Source organism: Nocardia sp. NPDC058058 (assembly GCF_042885355.1).
Classification (GTDB): Bacteria; Actinomycetota; Actinomycetes; order Mycobacteriales; family Mycobacteriaceae; genus Nocardia.
The window spans coordinates 1,438,401-1,452,568 of sequence record NZ_JBHVSA010000002.1 but is presented as its reverse complement, the minus strand read 5'-3'; the positions used below and the strand labels follow the sequence as shown (position 1 = coordinate 1,452,568).

Annotated in this window: 15 protein-coding genes and 2 tRNA genes; 11 read left to right on the top strand and 6 right to left on the bottom strand. The window is 66.6% G+C overall.

Features of this window, described 5'->3' with window-relative positions; all coding sequences use genetic code 11:
• Positions 1 to 83: 83 nt before the first annotated feature.
• From ACFVUS_RS21390 to ACFVUS_RS21365, 6 genes are all read left to right on the top strand, one after another.
• Positions 84 to 157, top strand: a tRNA-Ile gene (locus tag ACFVUS_RS21390).
• Between the two features lie 29 nt (positions 158 to 186).
• A complete protein-coding gene (locus ACFVUS_RS21385) occupies positions 187 to 294 on the top strand; it encodes a DLW-39 family protein (protein ID WP_364636839.1) in 108 nt (35 codons plus the stop codon).
• A gap of 9 nt (positions 295 to 303) precedes the next feature.
• Positions 304 to 376, top strand: a tRNA-Ala gene (locus ACFVUS_RS21380).
• A 73-nt stretch (positions 377 to 449) separates the two neighbouring features.
• A complete protein-coding gene (locus tag ACFVUS_RS21375) occupies positions 450 to 1,475 on the top strand; it encodes an adenylate/guanylate cyclase domain-containing protein (RefSeq protein WP_387768749.1) in 1,026 nt (341 codons plus the stop codon).
• Positions 1,476 to 2,000: 525 nt separating this feature from the next.
• Positions 2,001 to 2,993 carry an ATP-binding cassette domain-containing protein gene (locus ACFVUS_RS21370; protein ID WP_387768746.1) on the top strand — a complete coding sequence of 331 codons (993 nt, stop codon included), beginning with the start codon at positions 2,001 to 2,003 and terminating at the stop codon, positions 2,991 to 2,993.
• A 50-nt stretch (positions 2,994 to 3,043) separates the two neighbouring features.
• Positions 3,044 to 3,832: an ABC transporter permease gene (locus ACFVUS_RS21365; protein WP_364637944.1), complete on the top strand. Its 789-nt coding sequence runs from the start codon at positions 3,044 to 3,046 to the stop codon at positions 3,830 to 3,832.
• A gap of 315 nt (positions 3,833 to 4,147) precedes the next feature.
• Here the strand turns inward: ACFVUS_RS21365 and glmS are convergent, their stop codons facing one another.
• Both glmS and ACFVUS_RS21355 read right to left on the bottom strand, forming a co-directional pair.
• Positions 4,148 to 5,986 carry a glutamine--fructose-6-phosphate transaminase (isomerizing) gene (glmS, locus tag ACFVUS_RS21360; protein ID WP_387768743.1) on the bottom strand — a complete coding sequence of 613 codons (1,839 nt, stop codon included), beginning with the start codon at positions 5,984 to 5,986 and terminating at the stop codon, positions 4,148 to 4,150.
• A 66-nt stretch (positions 5,987 to 6,052) separates the two neighbouring features.
• The gene (locus ACFVUS_RS21355; RefSeq protein ID WP_387768740.1) at positions 6,053 to 6,322 is read right to left on the bottom strand and encodes a hypothetical protein; all 270 of its coding nucleotides are present in this window, start codon (positions 6,320 to 6,322) and stop codon (positions 6,053 to 6,055) included.
• 139 nt (positions 6,323 to 6,461) lie between these two features.
• Between ACFVUS_RS21355 and ACFVUS_RS21350 the strand changes: the two genes are divergently transcribed.
• On the top strand, positions 6,462 to 6,989 hold the full coding sequence (locus ACFVUS_RS21350) for a peptidylprolyl isomerase (RefSeq protein WP_387768737.1): 528 nt from the start codon (positions 6,462 to 6,464) through the stop codon (positions 6,987 to 6,989).
• A 28-nt stretch (positions 6,990 to 7,017) separates the two neighbouring features.
• Positions 7,018 to 7,890, top strand: a complete 873-nt coding sequence (locus tag ACFVUS_RS21345) for a rhomboid family intramembrane serine protease (protein ID WP_387768734.1) — start codon at positions 7,018 to 7,020, stop codon at positions 7,888 to 7,890.
• Between the two features lie 16 nt (positions 7,891 to 7,906).
• Here ACFVUS_RS21345 and ACFVUS_RS21340 read toward each other — a convergent pair whose 3' ends face one another.
• Both ACFVUS_RS21340 and crgA read right to left on the bottom strand, forming a co-directional pair.
• A complete protein-coding gene (locus ACFVUS_RS21340; protein WP_387768731.1) occupies positions 7,907 to 8,344 on the bottom strand; it encodes a PH domain-containing protein in 438 nt (145 codons plus the stop codon).
• Positions 8,345 to 8,417: 73 nt separating this feature from the next.
• On the bottom strand, positions 8,418 to 8,684 hold the full coding sequence (crgA, locus tag ACFVUS_RS21335; protein ID WP_364637946.1) for a cell division protein CrgA: 267 nt from the start codon (positions 8,682 to 8,684) through the stop codon (positions 8,418 to 8,420).
• A gap of 138 nt (positions 8,685 to 8,822) precedes the next feature.
• Between crgA and ACFVUS_RS21330 the strand changes: the two genes are divergently transcribed.
• The 3 genes from ACFVUS_RS21330 to ACFVUS_RS21320 are packed head-to-tail and all read left to right on the top strand — an operon-like array spanning position 8,823 to position 10,607.
• Positions 8,823 to 9,461 carry an aminodeoxychorismate/anthranilate synthase component II gene (locus tag ACFVUS_RS21330; protein WP_387768728.1) on the top strand — a complete coding sequence of 213 codons (639 nt, stop codon included), beginning with the start codon at positions 8,823 to 8,825 and terminating at the stop codon, positions 9,459 to 9,461.
• Entirely contained in the window at positions 9,458 to 10,156 is a 699-nt protein-coding gene (locus ACFVUS_RS21325; protein WP_387768725.1) for a RibD family protein, read from the top strand. The genes ACFVUS_RS21330 and ACFVUS_RS21325 overlap by 4 nt, the downstream gene beginning before the upstream one ends.
• Entirely contained in the window at positions 10,146 to 10,607 is a 462-nt protein-coding gene (locus ACFVUS_RS21320; protein ID WP_387768722.1) for a dCMP deaminase, read from the top strand. Before ACFVUS_RS21325 ends, ACFVUS_RS21320 begins: the two co-directional genes overlap by 11 nt.
• A 75-nt stretch (positions 10,608 to 10,682) precedes the next feature.
• On the opposite strand, the gene pknB is transcribed toward ACFVUS_RS21320, so the two are convergent.
• Both pknB and ACFVUS_RS21310 read right to left on the bottom strand, forming a co-directional pair.
• Positions 10,683 to 12,593 (bottom strand): Stk1 family PASTA domain-containing Ser/Thr kinase, encoded by a 1,911-nt coding sequence (pknB, locus tag ACFVUS_RS21315; protein ID WP_387768720.1) that lies wholly within the window; start codon positions 12,591 to 12,593, stop codon positions 10,683 to 10,685.
• The gene (locus tag ACFVUS_RS21310) at positions 12,590 to 14,164 is read right to left on the bottom strand and encodes a protein kinase (protein WP_387768717.1); all 1,575 of its coding nucleotides are present in this window, start codon (positions 14,162 to 14,164) and stop codon (positions 12,590 to 12,592) included. The genes pknB and ACFVUS_RS21310 overlap by 4 nt, the downstream gene beginning before the upstream one ends.
• Between the last annotated feature and the right edge of the window lie 4 nt (positions 14,165 to 14,168).

Sequence of the window (14,168 nt, the reverse complement as noted above, 5' to 3'; positions counted from 1 at the left end):
CTGTGACCGGCCGTTTTGCTTATCCGCACAACCTTCGGGTAATCTTCAGCCTCGGTTCGAGTGACACACTCGGAACCGGATGAGGGCCTATAGCTCAGGCGGTTAGAGCGCTTCGCTGATAACGAAGAGGTCGGAGGTTCAAGTCCTCCTAGGCCCACTCTCGAACATCACAGTAGGGTGGGATTCATGAAATTTCTCCTCACGATCGGCGTCATCGCCGCGGTGATCTTCGGAATCAGCAAGTTGCGCCAGCGCAATGACGCGGATCTCTGGCACGAGGTCACCACGCGCTGATCCCGGCTCGGGGCCTTAGCTCAATTGGCAGAGCACTGCCTTTGCAAGGCAGGGGTTAGGGGTTCGATTCCCCTAGGCTCCACTTCTTTTCGTTCCGTGTTGTGACACACAACATCGGCGCAAATCCCATCGCTTTCGCCCCGTAAGGTGGCGGCATGGCGTCCCCGAATCTGTCGAAGCTGGTCCAATCGGTGGTGGAGCCGTACCTGCTGAACGGGCCGCGCAAATACAACCGTCGTGAGGTCGCCGAGCGCACCGGGGTGCCCTCGTCGCTGACCCGCCGGTTGTGGGTGTCGCTCGGATTTCCCGCCGATCCCAATGACGACGCCGTCGAATACACCGATGCCGATATCGAGGCGGCGCAGGCGTTCAGTCGCCTGAATGTGCTGGCGTCCGCGGACATTCACCGGCAGACCACCGCGGCGCGCACCCTGGGCCGGTCCATGGCGCGGCTGGCCGAATGGCAGGTGGATCTGGTCACCGAGGAGATTCTGGCGCGCATCGCGGCGCGGGCCGCCGCGGAACCCGAGGCCGATCGCACCGAGTTGGCGCGGGAGGTCACCGCGGAGGTGGTCGAGGAGTTCGAAGCGTTGCAGCGCTACGCATTCCGGCGTCATCTGGACGCGGCGCTGGCGCGCTCACTGGACAATGGCGCGGTCGCGGGGGACACGCTGCGGGTGCTGGCGGTCGGCTTCGCCGATATGGTCGGCTACACCCGCCTGACCCGCCATCTCGAGCCCGATGAGCTCTCCGCGCTACTCGAGGCGTTCGAAACCGCCACCAGCAATGCCATCACCGCGCACGGCGGCTGGGTGATCAAGAACGTCGGTGACGAAGTCATGTTCGCCGCCAATACCGCCGAACAGGGTGCGCGCATCGCCCTTGCCATCCAGGAGGCCGCCACGGCCTCGCACGGCGTCACACAGGAGCTGCGGGTGGGTCTTGCCTACGGTGAGGTCCTACAGCGCTTCGGCGACCTCTACGGCTCGGTGGTGAATGTCGCCGCGCGCCTCACGGGTGTGGCGCGTCCCGGCACCGTGCTCATCGATGAGGGCGCGTCCTATGCGATAGACGGCGATCCGCAATTCGATCTACGCAATCTGCGTACCGTCCGCGTCCGCGGCATCAATCGCCTGCACGGTCACGTGCTGCGCCGCAACGAGATTCGCCCGCTGGTGTGATCCGGGCTCGGCCCCCGGTGTAATCGCTGGTCCGACCTGGTCCGGACATGGGGGCGGGCCTCGGCGAAGGGGGGGAGTTAGCCGAGGCCCGCGTAGGTCGGCCCGGGGGGGAGGGGCCGACGCGATCGATCCTACGCGACACCGGCGGATTGCGTGGAAATCGGGGGCGCGTTCTGGAGATTTTTTTCGAGGAAAAAGTGTCATACCCCTGTGCGAACATACGTTCGTGCCCGGGAAAGCGGTGTCGGCCTGTCGGATTCGAGTAGCGCGCTACTCGCGATCCGCCCGCGTGTGCGGGCGGATCATCGAGGTGGCCGCATTCCGCACCGGCAACCCCGAGCACCGCCGGACCCCCAGCGGGATGCGGCCCTCGTCTTGTTCACTCGCTGTGGTTCGCGATGAAAAAGTCATGGCATCCGGTCTGCTCCCCAGGCATACTCAGTCCCAAATGTCCGGTCTTGTTCAGCAGCATCTGTGCAGTTCAGAGCCCCTGCGGCTGCCACATCGCGAGACATCAGGAGAATCATGCCCGACGCAATAGTCGCCGAGGGTCTGGTCAAGAAGTACGGCAAACTCGTCGCTCTTGACGGACTCGATTTATCGGTGCCCGAAGGTACCGTCACCGCCCTGCTCGGCCCGAACGGCGCGGGCAAGACCACCACCGTCCGTGTTTTCACCACCCTGCTCATCCCCGATTCCGGCCGCGCCACCGTGGCCGGGGTGGATGTGCTCAAGGATCCGCAGCTGTTGCGCTCCCGGATCGGCACCTCGGGTCAATACGCCGCGGTTGACGAATATCTCACCGGTTTCGAGAATCTCGAGATGGTGGGGCGGCTGTATCACATGGGGACACAGCGCAGTAAGGACCGCGCACGCGAACTACTGGAACGGTTCCGGCTCGCCGACGCGGCCGATCGTCCGGTCAAGGGGTACTCCGGCGGTATGCGCCGCCGCCTCGATCTCGCGGGCGCACTGGTCGCCAATCCGCCCGTGCTGTTCCTGGACGAACCGACCACCGGCCTGGATCCCCGTGCGCGCCAGGATCTCTGGGACGTTATCGAGGAATTGGTGGCCGGCGGCACCACGCTGCTGCTGACCACCCAGTACATGGAGGAGGCCGATCGACTGGCCGATTCCATCGCGGTCATCGATCACGGCAAGGTGATCGCCGAGGGCACCGCCGATCAGCTCAAGGCCATGGTGGGTGGCGACCGTATCGAGCTGGTGGTGGACCACGTGGACAGTCTGCCGATCGCGCAGCGCGCGCTGGAAGGCTTGGCGCAGGGCGAGATTCGGCTCGAACCGAGTCTGCGGCGCATCATCGTGCCGGTGAACGACGGTTCCCAGGCGCTGGTCGATGCCATCGGCCAACTCGCGAAACATGAAGTGACCATTCATGATGTCGGCCTGCGGCGGCCTTCGCTCGACGATGTGTTCCTGTCGCTCACCGGTCATGAAGCAGACGAATTGGTCAATGGCGGTAAGACCGCCGAGCAATCCGCAGGAGGCAATCGATGACCGCCGCCGTGCTCACCGCCGGAAAGCCTTCGCTCGCAGAACGTTTGAGCATGGTCTTCACCGACAGCGTGACCATCACCAAACGCAATGTCATCAAGATTCGGCGCGTACCCGATGTGCTGATCTTCTCGACGCTGTCGCCGATCATGTTCGTGCTCTTGTTCGCCTACGTCTTCGGATCGGCGATTCAGTTGCAGGGCACCTCATATCGCGAATTCCTGATCGCGGGCATCTTCGCGCAGACCGTGGTGTTCGGTGCGACGTTCACCGGTCTGAGCCTGGCCGAGGATATGCAGAAGGGCATTATCGACCGGTTCCGGTCGCTACCCATGGCACCGTCGGCGGTGCTCATCGGGCGCACGCTCGCCGATGTGTGCATCAATGTGGTGAGCCTGGTGGTCATGTCGCTGACCGGTCTGGCGGTGGGCTGGCGGATTCGCGGGTCGTTCCTGGACGCGGTGTTCGCCTATGTGCTGCTGTTGCTGTTCGCCTACGCCATCTCGTGGATCATGGCGGTGGTCGGCCTGCTGGTGCGTGCGCCGGAGGTCTACAACAACGCGAGTTTCATGGTGATCTTCCCGCTCACCTTCATCGCCAACACCTTCGTGCCGACCGCGACGCTGCCCACGGTGCTACGGGTGATCGCGGAGTGGAATCCGGTGTCGGCGGTGACGCAGGCCAGTCGCAATCTGTTCGGCAATACCAGCCCGATGGGGCCGAGCGCCGATGTCTGGCCGATGCGTCATCCCGAGATCACCACGCTCATGTGGGTGGTGGTGATCCTGGTGATCTTCGTGCCGCTGGCGCTGAAGCAGTACAAGCGGTCGGTGAGCCGCTAGCCCGAATAGTGTGAATTACCCACTCAGCGCGCGGATTCCGCGATCTGAGTGGGGGAGGAGCCGTTGCGCGAATAACCCAGGCGCGGCGGCTCCGCCGCGGGGGCCGGCGGCTGGGGACGGCGACTCGCGAAGATCGCGGCGACACCGCCCGCGATCGCGAATACAGCCGCAACGATGATCCGATTCCGAAAACGCCCCAGGCCCATCCGACCACTTTGGCACAGCGAAAGACTTCGCGCACCCAAGGGTGCACAGGAGGGGTTTCCGGGGGCTGGTGCCCCCGGACCCCTGGGGTGGGCGCAGCGGCGAACGGGGTTACTCGACCGTGACGCTCTTGGCGAGGTTGCGGGGCTTGTCCACATCCCGGTTCAGGGCGATGGCCATGTGATAGGCCAGCAGCTGCAACGGGATGGTCAGGATGATCGGGTCGAGTTCGGTCGCCACCGCCGGGACGCGGATGACCGCATCGGCCAGGCCGTCCGGCAGATCGGTGTTGGTGATGGCGATGACCGGGCCGCCGCGCGCCTTGATCTGCTCGATGGTGGTGATGTTCTTGGCGAGCAGTTCATCGCCCGGAATCAGCACCACGCTGGGCATCTCCGGATCGATGAGGGCCAGCGGGCCGTGCTTGAGTTCGGAGCCCTGGTACGCCTCGGCGTGAATGTAGGAGATCTCCTTGAGCTTCTGCGCGCCCTCGCGGGCCACCGGCCAGCCGCGCACCCGCCCGACGAAGAACATGCTGCGCGCCTTGGCGAATCGCGCCGCGACCTCCGCGATCTCCTTGTCCTGCTCGAGTACCGTCTCGATGGCGTCCGGCAGTGCTCGCAGTCCGGTGACAATGCGCTCGCCGCCCGCGGCCGACAGATCGCGGACCCGGCCCAGCAGCAGTGCCAGCATGGCGAAGGACACGGTCATATTGGTGAGCGCCTTGGTGGAGGCCACCGAGACCTCGGGACCGGCGTGCAGGAACATGCCCGCACCGCATTCGCGCGCGATGGCGCTGCCGACCGCGTTCACCGCGCCGATGACGCGTCCGCCCTTGCGCTGCAATTCCTGAACGGCCGCAAGGGTATCCAGGGTTTCCCCGGACTGGCTGATGGCGATGTACAGCGCGTCCGGATCCACTACGGGATTGCGGTAGCGGAATTCCGAGGCCGGTTCTGCGGTGGCGGGAATGCGCGCGAGTTCCTCGATGAGCTGTGCGCCGAGCTGTCCGGCGTAATAGGCGGAGCCGCAACCCAGGAAGACGACCTTGCGGATTCCGCGCAGTTCGCGCGCGTCCATGTTCAGGCCGCCGAGAATGGCGGTGGCGAAACGCTCGTCGAGGCGGCCGCGCAGCGCGCGGCGTACCGCGTCCGGCTGTTCCGCCATTTCCTTGCGCATGAAGTCCGGGTAGCCGCCGAGTGCGTAGTCCTCGGCCGCCATATCGATGGTGGTGGGTGTCTTGTCGGTCCGGCTGGCATCCAATCCGAGTGTGCTGGTGCGGAATTCACCCGCGCGCACGGTGGCCAGCTCGCCGTCGTCGAGGAAGACCACACGCTGGGTGTGGTGCACCAGCGCGGCCACATCGGAGGCGACGAACATCTCGCCGTCGCCGACGCCGAGCACGATGGGGCTGCCGTTGCGGGCGACCACGAGTTCGTCGGGGCGGCGCGAATCCAGTACCAGCAGACCGAAAGTGCCCTCGACGTGATGCAGTGCGGTGCGCACGGCGTCCTCGAGGGTGTCGGTGCTGTCCAGGGTGGCGGCGATCAGGTGTGCGATGGCCTCGGTATCAGTGTCGGAGAGGAATTCGACGCCGTCGGCGATCAGCGCGGCGCGCAGTTGTTCGGCGTTCTCGACGATGCCGTTGTGCACCACGGCGATTCGGCCGGAGCCGTCGGTGTGCGGGTGCGCGTTGGCGTCACTGGGTTCGCCGTGCGTGGCCCAGCGGGTGTGCGCGATGCCGACGGTGCCGCGCAGTCGGGCGCCTTCGGCGTCCACCCGGTTGCGCAGATCCTGTACGCGCCCCTGGGTTTTGGTGATGCGCAGCCGCCCGCGATGCGGGACGGCCAAACCGGCGGAGTCGTAACCCCGGTACTCCAGCCGGTGCAGGCCCTCCAGCAGGACCGGGACCGACTCGCGGTGTCCGATGTATCCGACGATTCCACACATTGCGGGAGGTTCTCCTCGATCGGTTGCATGACGAAGCCAAGTGGACGGTGCGGCTGTAGCCGGGTGCTAGCCGTAGACGATGCGGCGCAGTTGCCGTTCGGTGAATTCGGGCGCGGCCACCGGGCGCTGCGAGAGCTCGGTCGCGATGCGCTGCCAGATCTCGGCATTGCGCACCTGGCGGCGCTGTAGTTCGGCGTGCCTGCGGCGCACGAATTCCGCCGCGGTCTCGCCGAAGTATCCGGTGACGTCGGCGACCACCCGGGCCGCGACGGCTTCGGGCAGTCCGGTGGATGCCGCCACATGGCGCACCAGATCGGCCGGAACCTCGTCAGTCACGGTCCGAGCTTGCCCGATGAATCGATTTTCGCCAACATATGTGCCCGAATCCGGGCAGGGAATCACAGAAAGCGATGGGTGGCCACCGTCGGGTGTGCCGCGCCGGAGCCTCGCTCGCGCCGGGCTCTAGGCTGGTCGCGTGACCTCACCGAATCAGACTGCTGTTGCGACGCTGCACACCAATCAGGGCGACATCAAGGTCGCGCTTTTCGGTAACCACGCCCCCGCGACCGTGCGGAACTTCCTCGGCCTGGCCGACGGCACCGCCCCGTACAAGACCAAGAACGCCTCCGGCGGCACCGAGGGCCCGTTCTACGACGGCTCGGTCTTCCACCGGATCATCGACGGTTTCATGATCCAGGGCGGCGATCCGACCGGCACCGGCCGCGGTGGCCCGGGCTACGAGTTCAAGGACGAGTTCCACCCGGAACTGCGCTTCGACCGCGGCTATCTGCTGGCCATGGCGAATGCCGGTCCGGCGACCAATGGTTCGCAGTTCTTCATCACCGTCGGCCCGCAGCCGCACCTGAACCGCAAGCACACCATCTTCGGCGAGGTGGTGGATCCGGACTCGCGCAAGATCGTCGACCTGATCGCCAACGTCGCGACCGATCGCAATGACCGTCCCAAGGACGACATCGTGATCGAGAAGATCAGCATCGCCTGAATCCGGTCCGAGCCGAAGAGAATTCGACATGCAACCGCAGCAGCCCGCCCCGACCTGTTACCGGCATCCCGATCGGCCCACCGGCGGTCTGGGGTGCAGCCGCTGCGGGCGTCCCGCCTGCCCGGAATGCCTGACCCCGGCCGCGGTCGGCCAGCACTGCGTCGAATGTGTGCAGCAGGGCCGCGCCGATGTGCGGCCGGTGCGCAATCAGGCGGGCGCGGTGCAGGGTAAACGCCCGGAACCGTATGTCACCTGGGCGCTCATCGCCGCGAACGTGATCGTCTTCGCGGTCACCGCGATTCAGGCGCACAGCGTGGTGGACAACAAGTTCTCGGCGCTGTTCCGGGATTGGATGCTGGTGCCCGCGCTGGTCGGGCACGGCGAATGGGTGCGGGTGATCGGCTCCGGCTTCCTGCACATCGGCCCGATCCACCTGTTGACCAATATGTTCGCGCTGTACGTGCTCGGCCCCTACTGCGAGGTCGCGCTGGGCCGGGCGCGGTTCATCAGCGTGTATCTGGTGTCGCTGCTGGGCGGTTCGGCCGCGGTGACGCTGCTGTCCGATCCATTGCAGGCGTCCGCGGGCGCGTCGGGTGCGATTTTCGGCATCTTCGGCGCGGTGGCGGTGGTGATGCTGCGGACGCGGCAGAACCTGACCCAGATCCTGGTGCTGCTGGTGATCAACCTGATCATCACCTTCGCGGTGCCCGGGATTTCGATCTGGGCGCATCTGGGCGGACTGCTGGCCGGTACCGCGGCGACGGGCGGAATCCTGTATCTGCCGCGCTGGCTGAAGGCGAGCACACCGGCGCTGGCCATGCGGATCGGCTGGATCGCGGTGGCGGCGGTGGGATTGATCGCGATCCTGGTGATGGCGCTGGGCGCGCCGACGCTGTCCTAGCGCCGGGTCGTAGCGCTCACTGATTCACCAGGTACGGGCGCAGTGCGTCGAGCACGTTCTCGGGGCGTGCGCCCAGATCCCAGCGGCCGAAAATGATCAGCCGCTCTTCGCCGTCGTGCCGCACATCCATTTCCAGCATGGGCATGCGCCTACCGAGGCGGCGGTAATTCACAACGCGGGCGCGCAACACCTGATCGGGTGTGTAGAACCGCGGCCCGGTGAGGCCGCGCACCACGATCCGGGGGACGGGTCCGGGCTCGACGGCCAGGCGCGGCCGCTGCCGCACTCCCATTCCGGCCAGGAACAGCAGGCCGAGGGCGGCCAGGCCGATCAGCAACCGGCCCGCGTTATCGCTGGTGACGACGGCCGCCACGGCCATGACGAGGCCGCCCAGACCGCAGACGACCAGCGCCGCCGGGGGTGTGGACCAGGAGAGTTGGGGATCGGTGGTCACTTTCCCCACTCTGTCCTCGAGTTGTCCACAAGGTCATCCACAGGTGTGTATGAATAACAATCGTGTAAGGAGCTCATCGCCAGCGCATGGTCATGATCAGGCCGACGACCATGAGGCCGAACCCGATCAGGAAGTTCCATGCGCCGAGATCGCTCATCCAGCCGATATGGTCCGCCGCCAGGTAGTACACCAGCAGCCACACCAGGCCCGCGAGCATGAAGCCCAGCATGATGGACACGTACCAGACCGGCGACGGACCGGCCGACTTCACCTTCACAGGCGTGCGGCTGGCCGGGTTGATCGTGTAGTCGGTCTTCTTCCGGACCTTCGACTTGGGCATGACGTCCTCAGTTTCGGCGTGCAGGTCTTGGTAGACATTATCCCAGGTCACTCGAGCGCTCCCGGCGCGAGCCGCCCTTGGGGAATAAACGATGGTATTGCGTGCGACGCGAGCGAGCCGGGTGACTACTCTCGAATCATGCGTGTACTGGTCGTCGACAATTACGACAGCTTCGTTTTCAACCTGGTCCAGTATCTCGGACAGTTGGGTGTGGACGCGGTCGTCTGGCGTAATGACGATTCGCGACTCGATGATGTGGACGCCGTCGTACAGGACTTCGACGGAATTCTGATCAGCCCCGGCCCGGGCACGCCGGAGCGCGCGGGCGTCAGCATCGATCTGGTCAAGGCCGCGGCCCGGCACGAGCGCCCGCTGCTCGGGGTGTGCCTGGGCCATCAGGCCATCGGTGTCGCGTTCGGCGCCACCGTGACCCGCGCCCCCGAACTGCTGCACGGTAAGACCAGCGAGGTCTTCCACATCGGCGCGGGCGTGCTGGCCGGACTGCCCGATCCGTTCACCGCCACCCGCTATCACTCGCTGACCGTGCTGGAAGAGACCATGCCGCCCGAGCTGGAAGTGCTGGGCCGCACCGAATCCGGCATCGTGATGGCCATGCGGCATCGCACCCTGCCGATCCAGGGCGTGCAGTTCCATCCCGAATCCGTGCTCACCCAGGGCGGGCACCGGATGCTCGCGAACTGGCTGGGCCAGGTCGGGCAGCGCCCGGCGGAGGGTCTGGTGCGCACGCTCGAGGCGGAGGTCGCGGCGCTGGTATGAGTGCCGGTCGGGGTCGGCCCCATGTGCTGTTGTCGGTCGCGGTCAGCATCGACGGGTATATAGACGATGCTGGGCCGGATCGGCTGTTGCTTTCCAACGCAGCCGATTTCGATCGGGTGGACGCGTTGCGCGCTGAGTCGGACGCGATTCTGATCGGTGCCGGTACGCTGCGCAGCGATGATCCGCGGTTGCTGGTCAACAGTGACGACCGTCGGATGACGCGGGTCGCGGCGGGGAAGCCCGAGTATCCGCTGCGGGTGATCGTCACCGCGACAGGCGATCTCGATCCCGCGCAACGACTGTGGCACTGCGGCGGCGAAAGAATCGTCTACACAACCGATTCCGGGGCCGCCCGGATCGGGCACCGGCTCGACGGTCTGGCCAAGGTCGTATCCCTGGGCGCGGCAGTCGATTTCGCCGCCCTGCTGGACGATCTCGCCGATCAGGGCATCACGCGCCTGATGGTGGAGGGCGGCGGAGCCATCCACACCGCGTTTCTGGCCGCCGATCTGGTGGACGAGATCAGCATGGCCGTCGCGCCGATCGTGGTCGGTGATCCGGCCGCCCCCCGTTTCCTCGGGCCCGCCGATTTCCCGGGCGGTTCCGGGCACCGCATGCGGCTGGCCGAGGTCGGCCGCATCGGTGATATCGCGGTACTGCGCTATCTGCCGAAGGAGGATTCCGATGTCGGATGAGGCTCGCTCGGATCGCGGCTGGATGCGGCACGCCATCGGCCTGGCGCGGCTGTGCCCGCCGAGTGAGACCGCGTTCTCGGTGGGCGCGGTCATCGTCGGCGCGGACGGGGTGGAGATCATCCACGGCTGGTCCCGCGAAACCGATGACAAGGTGCACGCCGAGGAATCCGCGCTGAACAAGCTGGAACCCGATGACGATCGACTGTCGTCGGCGACCATCTACAGCACCCTGGAGCCCTGTGCGTCGCGCGGCAGCAAGGATCGCGCCCCGTGCACGGATCGGATTCTGGCGGCGGGCATTCGGCGCGTGGTGATCGCCTGGCGCGAACCCGGCACCTTTGTGCACAACTGCGAGGGTGTGGAGAAACTGCGCGAGCACGGTGTCGAGGTGGTCGAACTGGCCGATCTCGCCGAGGAGGCCATGTCGATGAACCGGCATCTGCGCCTGTAGCAGGCTTTTCAACAAGAAAATCGGGTTGTGGATAACTTCTCCACAACCCGATTTCCGTCAGTCACAGGGTGGCTGTCACGGCGGGCCGAGCGAGATGACCCCGGTCGTGATGGTCACGGTCTGATTCTTGGCGATCGAGGATCCGGCGGTCGGCTGCTGGGCGATGACCCGGCCGACGCTGCTGGCATCCAGGGTGCTCTGGGTGTTCTGCGTGATCTGCCCGCTCCAGCCGCGCTGGCGCAGGATATCCACAGCCTGTGCGGGAGTGAGCCCGATCAGGCTCGGCATCTGCACGTTATCGCCGGTGGAGACCTGCACGGTGACGGTGGAACCCTTGTCCGCCATGGTGCCCGCGGCCGGGTTGGTGCCGATCACGGTGCCCTTGGGCAGATTGTTGGGGACTTCCTGCACGCTGACCTTGAAGCCCGCGCTGTCGGTCAGATTCGGTTGCGCCACTTCGATCTGCTGCCCGACCACATCGGGGACGCGGACCTTCTCCGGCCCGGAACCCAGGGTGATGGTGACCTGACCGCCGGAGTCGACCTTCTGCGCTTCGCCCGGGCTCTGGCTGGTGACCTTGTCCTTCTCGTCGACGCTGGACGCTTCCCGCTTCACATCCGAATTCAGCCGCAGCCCCACCGAATTCAAACTCTGTTCGGCCTGCTGCTGGGTGAGTCCGGCCAGCCGCGGCACCGCGACCTGGGACGGTCCGGTGGAGACCTGGAGGGTGACGGTGCTGCCCTTGTCGATGCGCGAGCCGCCGAGCGGCTGGGTGGCGATCACATTGCCCGGCGCGATCTTGCTGTCCGCCTTGTCCTGGACGGCGACGCTGAAGCCGGCCTTCTCCAGATCACGTTGCGCGAGTTGGGCATTGTGATTCGACAGTTCCGGCACCGCCACCTGATCCGGTTTGCTGCCGGGGCCGAGGAGCAGCCAGATGGCGACACCGGCGACCGCGAGAATGCCGACCGCGAGCGCCGCGATCAGTCCGATGCGGCGGCCGCCGCCGTCGGCGGGTGTGACGAGTTCCTGTTCGGTGGTGTCGTCGCGGCGCTCGACCGTGCGGTAGGAGCGCGGCGGCGGCAGTTCGTCGTCGAGGAAGCTGTTGCGGTCCTCGTCGTTCATCACCATGGGCGCGGTGGGCTTCTGCCCGCCCAGCACCCGGATCAGGTCGGCGCGCATCTCGGCGGCGGTCTGATAGCGGTTGGCCGGGTTCTTGCTCATGGCCTTGAGCACGACGGAATCGAGTTCGCGGGGCACGCCCGGATGCACGTGCGAGGGCAGCCGGGGGTCCTCGCGCACATGCTGGTAGGCGACCGCGACCGGCGAGTCACCGGTGAAAGGCGGTTCGCCGGTGAGGATTTCGAAGAGTACGCAGCCGACCGAGTACACGTCCGAGCGCGCGTCGACCTGTTCACCGCGCGCCTGTTCGGGGGACAGGTACTGGGCGGTGCCGATGACCGCGGCGGTCTGCGTCATGGGGTTGGAGCTGTCGGCGAGCGCTCGCGCGATGCCGAAGTCCATCACCTTCACCGCGCCCGCGCGGTTGATCATGATGTTGGCGGGCTTCATATCCCGGTGGACGATGCCGTTGCGATGCGAGAAGTCCAGCGCCGCACAGACATCCGCGATGATCTCCATCGCGCGCCGGGGCGCCATCGGACCCTTGCCGCGCACGATATCGCGCAGCGTGTCACCGTCGACGTACTCCATCACGATGTACGGCAGCGGGCCGCCGTCGATCTCGGCCTCACCGGTGTCGTACACCGCGACGATGGCGGGATGGTTCAGCGCCGCCGCGTTCTGCGCCTCACGCTTGAAGCGCAGGTAGAACGTGGGGTCGCGGGCGAGGTCCGCGCGCAGCACCTTGATCGCCACATCGCGCCCGAGACGCAGATCGCGCGCCTTGTGTACCTCCGACATGCCGCCGAAGCCGATGATCTCACCCAGCTCATAGCGGGAGGAGAGATTCTTCGGGGTCGTCATGACTGTCCTTGGGGGAGGGCGGGAGCACTGGGTTCCGTCGTTCCGTAGTAGCCCCGGGCGCCACCGGGAACCGCTGGCCATGATGGTAGGTCCCACGGCGGACGGGCACCGCGACTGGTGGTGGTCGGCGGTGTCGTCGTCTTGGGGACCGTGGTGGTCTGCGGTGTCGTCGTCACCGGCGGTGTCGTGGTGACCGGCGGTGTGGTGGTCGGCGGCACGGTGGTGACCGGCGGCTCGGTGGTCGGATCGTAGGTGGGCGGCGGCGGAACCGGCTTCTCCCGCGTGGTGGTGGGCGGCACCGTCGTGGTGGTGGTCGCCACCGGGGGCGGCGCGACCACGGCGCTGGTGCGGGTGGTCGGCGTCGACTCCGAGGGCGAACCGTTGAGCAGCACCACCGCGGCGGCAGCGCCCAGGATGAGCGCGCCGACGCCGAGTCCGGCCATGGCCTTCTGACTGTTGGTGAAACGTCCGCCGTCACCGTTGCCGTCGCCGTCCTGCGCGCCGACGTGCATCGGCCGCGGCGGACCGCCCGGCGGGGGCGTCTGCGGGCCCGACATCATGACGGTGGAACCGGTCATCGGCGGTTGCTGCGGCTGCCGCATCGACTGCGGCGGCGTCTGATACCTGGTGGTGGCCTGATCGGCGCGGCCGCCCGGAATCATCATTGTCGGGCCGGGCGGCAGGATTCTGGTCGCGCCGGTGGGGATGGCGGGATTGCCGCCGCCGGGGGTGTGCGCTCTGCGACCGGATCGCACCGCGGCCACCGCGTCGGCGAATTCGCCTCCGGTGGCGAATCTTTGGGTCGGATCCTTGGCCATGGTGATCTCGATCAGCTCGCGCACGTTCGGCGGCAGATCGGCGGGCAGCGGCGGCGGGGCCTCGCGCACATGCTTCATGGCGACGGTCAGCGCGCCGTCACCGGTGAACGGGCGTTCCCCGGCCAGCGCCTCGTAGCCGACCACGCCGAGCGCGTACACGTCCGAGGCGGAGGTGGCGTCCTCGCCGGTGGCCTGTTCGGGGGCGATGTACTGGGCGGTGCCCATCACCATGCCGGTCTTGGTGACCGGGGAGGCGTCAACGGCCTTCGCGATGCCGAAGTCGGTGATCTTCACCTGACCGGTCGGCGTCACGAGGATATTGCCGGGCTTCACATCTCGATGCACCACGCCCGCGGCGTGCGCCACCTGAAGCGCGCGACCGGTCTGCTCCAGCATGTCCAGACCCTGGTGCACGGACAGTCGGCCGAGCCGGCTGAGCACCGCGTTCAGCGGTTCGCCCTGCACGAGTTCCATGACCAGATAGGCGGTTTCGCCGCCGGAGGGGTCCATGGTCTCGCCGTAGTCGTAAATCCCGGCGATGCCCGGATGGTTGAGCTGCGCGGTGGTGCGGGCCTCGGTGCGGAAGCGGTGCCGGAAGGTGGGATCGGCGGAGAACTCCGCCTTGAGCACCTTCACCGCGACCCGGCGATCCAGCCGGGTGTCGAGAGCTTCCCAGACCTGGCCCATGCCACCGGTGGCGATCAGCCGATGCAGCCGGTAGCGGTCCGCGATCATCGCACCGTTGTTCAGCATTTCC

Coding starts and splice junctions, on each gene's coding strand:
- ACFVUS_RS21385 (WP_364636839.1), top strand. CDS start 187: ATGAAATTTCTCCTCACGATCGGCGTCATCGCCGCGGTGATCTTCGGA.
- ACFVUS_RS21375 (WP_387768749.1), top strand. CDS start 450: ATGGCGTCCCCGAATCTGTCGAAGCTGGTCCAATCGGTGGTGGAGCCG.
- ACFVUS_RS21370 (WP_387768746.1), top strand. CDS start 2,001: ATGCCCGACGCAATAGTCGCCGAGGGTCTGGTCAAGAAGTACGGCAAA.
- ACFVUS_RS21365 (WP_364637944.1), top strand. CDS start 3,044: ATGGTCTTCACCGACAGCGTGACCATCACCAAACGCAATGTCATCAAG.
- glmS (WP_387768743.1), bottom strand. CDS start 5,986: ATGTGTGGAATCGTCGGATACATCGGACACCGCGAGTCGGTCCCGGTC.
- ACFVUS_RS21345 (WP_387768734.1), top strand. CDS start 7,018: ATGCAACCGCAGCAGCCCGCCCCGACCTGTTACCGGCATCCCGATCGG.
- crgA (WP_364637946.1), bottom strand. CDS start 8,684: ATGCCCAAGTCGAAGGTCCGGAAGAAGACCGACTACACGATCAACCCG.
- ACFVUS_RS21330 (WP_387768728.1), top strand. CDS start 8,823: ATGCGTGTACTGGTCGTCGACAATTACGACAGCTTCGTTTTCAACCTG.
- ACFVUS_RS21325 (WP_387768725.1), top strand. CDS start 9,458: ATGAGTGCCGGTCGGGGTCGGCCCCATGTGCTGTTGTCGGTCGCGGTC.
- ACFVUS_RS21320 (WP_387768722.1), top strand. CDS start 10,146: ATGTCGGATGAGGCTCGCTCGGATCGCGGCTGGATGCGGCACGCCATC.
- pknB (WP_387768720.1), bottom strand. CDS start 12,593: ATGACGACCCCGAAGAATCTCTCCTCCCGCTATGAGCTGGGTGAGATC.
- ACFVUS_RS21310 (WP_387768717.1), bottom strand. CDS start 14,164: ATGCTGAACAACGGTGCGATGATCGCGGACCGCTACCGGCTGCATCGG.